The following is a 2,940-nucleotide window of genomic DNA, read 5'->3' on the forward strand; positions in this document are numbered from 1 at the left end:
GGGTCGCAAGAAAGACCGCCCACCCGTGAGCAGCGGCGGCGTCATCCGGCTGCAGCGAAAGGGTGCGCAGTCTGATGTCATCGCCCAGCGCCTCGCCCCCGCGTTCGCCCGTCCTCCGGGTCCCCCCGATCCCTTCCTCGCGGGCCTGCGCTTCGACAAGCCGTTCCGCAAGTCGCAGCAGGACGTCCTCGATTCGGTGAGCCAGTGGCTGGGGGATGGGCAGCGCCAGCTGCACATCGTGGCGCCGCCGGGCTCGGGCAAGACCATTCTCGGTCTCGAGCTCATCCGTCGCCTCTCACGACCGGCCCTCGTTCTGGCCCCCAACACGGCCATTCAGGGGCAGTGGGTCGAGAAGTGCCGTGGCTTCCTGCCGCCCGAGCTGCCCCTCGAGCGCATTGCCACCCACGATCCCCTGTCGGCAGCGCCGGTGATCTCGCTGACGTATCAGGCGCTCACCACGGCGTCGAGTGACGACGAGTTCCTGGTGGAGGCGGCTCTCGCGCAGTGGCGGGTCGAGCTCACCGACGGGCGCAAGGCCAGCGATGAAGACGCCACAGCGCGCATCGAGCGCATGCGCGCGTCGAACCCGGAAAACTACAAGCGCGAGGTGTCGAGCCGTAAGGCGAAGGTGCGCCAGCAGATGCTCAATGATCCGTCGTTCGACATGGGGCGCCTGCTGCACGCGAACGTGCGCGCGCTGTTCGAGCGCCTCGTCGAGGTGCGTGTGGGCACCGTCATCCTCGATGAGTGCCATCACCTCACGGGGTTCTGGTCGCTGGTGGTGGCCGAGCTCGTGGGGCGCCTCGATGGCCCCATCATCGTGGGCCTCACCGCCACACCGCCGGTCGATCGCGACGACCTCGAGCTGTCGCGCTACCTCGATCTGGTGGGCGACATCGATTTCCAGGTGCCCACCCCGGCTGTGGTCAAGGAAGGCAATCTCGCCCCTTATCAAGACCTGGTGGCCTTCACCCGGCCCCTGCCGCACGAGGAGCAGTTCATTGCGAGCCAGCACGAGCGCTTCGCTCAGCTCGTGCGCGATCTCAAGGAGAAGCACCCTCACTTCCTGCAGTGGCTCGATCTGCGCATCAACCAGCGACGCACGCCCGCCGACATCCATCAGCCGCCGGCCGAGACGCCGCGCACCCCGTCGTGGACCGAGTTCTCGAAGGCCCACCCAGGGCTTGCCGAGGCGGGTGTCCGCCTTCTTCTGGCATGGCAGCAGCCGCTGGCCCCGGATGTATCGCCCCCCCGCGAGGTCATGGTCACGCTGTCAGATTGGGCCTTCGTTCTCGAAGACTATGCCCTCGAGTACCTCAAGCTCTCGTCGAGCGAGAGCGACCATGCCCTCTATCAGCAGATCGCCGTGGCCACGCGGGCGCTGGGGCTTCTGCTCACCGAGACGGGATTTCGCCAGCACACCTCGCCTGTCGACCGCGTGCTGGCCCTCTCTGGGAGCAAGATCGACGCCCTCCTGCGCATCCTCGCGGCCGAGGCCCGGGTGCTCGGGCCGTCGCTGCGTGCCCTGGTGCTCACCGACTACGAGCAGACCAGCCCCACGGCGGTGCGCGAGGTGGAGGGCATTCTGGATGCCGAGGCGGGGGGGCCTTTGCGGTCATCCGATCGCTCGTGCAGCACGTCGACACCGACCCCCTCGACGCGGTGCTCGTCACGGGGAGCACCGTGGTTTGCGACGCCGATCTGGCCGATCGCTTCGTCGCGCGGGGAAAGACCTGGCTCGAGGCCAACGGCATCAGCGTGGCGCTGTCGTCGGTGCCCATCGAGGGGCTGAAGCTGCACACCATCGAGGGCGAGGGGGCCGCCTGGACCCCTCGCACCTACGTGCGGATGGTCACCGCCCTCTTCGAGGAAGGGCTCACGCGCTGCCTCGTGGGTACGCGCGCACTGCTCGGCGAGGGGTGGGACGCGCTGTCCATCAACACCTTGGTCGATCTCACCGCGGTGACGGCCTTCATGACCACCAACCAGCTGCGGGGACGCTCGCTTCGCATCGACCCGCGAGTGCCGCGCAAGGTGGCTGATAACTGGGACGTGGTGTGCGTGGCGCCGGGGTTCGAGAAGGGCTTCAACGACTATCAGCGCTTCACCCGCAAGCACCTCGGGTTTCACGGGCTGTGCGACGATGGCCAGATCGCCAGCGGCGTGAGCCACGTTCACCCCGCGCTCACCCGCACCGCGCCCGACAAGCTGGGCGGCTTGATGGACGACATCAACGCCGAGATGCTGGCCCGCCCCGCGCAGCGCGAGCAGGTCTACGACGCGTGGAAGGTGGGGCAGCCCTACCGCGGCATCGAGGTGGCCACGGTGGAGGTATGCCTGCAGCAGTCGTACGGTGAACCGCCGGTGCGTCGCTCGCAAGGGCTGCTCGACATCGTGGGGCAGGTGTTCTCGTCGGTGAAAGGCCACAGCGCGGCGACCCACGAGACCCTCACCAACATGGCCACAGCCGTGCTGCTGGCGCTTCAGGACAGCGGCCAGCTCGACAAGCGCCACACGGTCAGAGATGTGGCGATCACGCTGCGCAGCGACGGCTTCTACCGCGTTCTGCTCGAGGGGGCTTCGGCGGAAGACGCCGAGCGCTTCACGGGGGCGGTGCTCGAAGTGGTCTCTCCGCTGCAGAACCAACGCTACCTCGTTCCTCGATACGAGCAGCAGACCGATCTGATGAGCCGCGTGACGGGGGCGATGCAGTCGCTTGGCCTGGCCAGCGGTCAGGGGGGGCTGCGTCTCGCGCAGTGGCACGCGGTCCCCGATGTTCTCGGAGCAAGCAAGCAGGGAGTGGCCATGTTCGCACGACGTTGGAACGAGAATGTGAGTCCCGGACAGCCGGTGTTCGCGCGCAACCCCGCGGGGCAGCGCATCCTCGATGAGAACCGCCAGAAGAACCCGCTGGGGGTCACCACCCTGCAGCGGACGGTG

1 protein-coding gene is annotated in these 2,940 nt (G+C 67.9%); it reads left to right on the forward strand.

Annotation, left to right across the window (positions count from 1 at the left end):
- Window positions 1–1,792 (forward strand): hypothetical protein (locus EB084_22885; GenBank protein NDD31110.1); only part of this gene is annotated, 1,792 nt, incomplete at its 5' end.
- Window positions 1,793–2,940 lie beyond the last annotated feature (1,148 nt).

Source organism: Pseudomonadota bacterium (assembly GCA_010028905.1).
Lineage (GTDB): Bacteria > Vulcanimicrobiota > Xenobia > RGZZ01 > RGZZ01 > RGZZ01.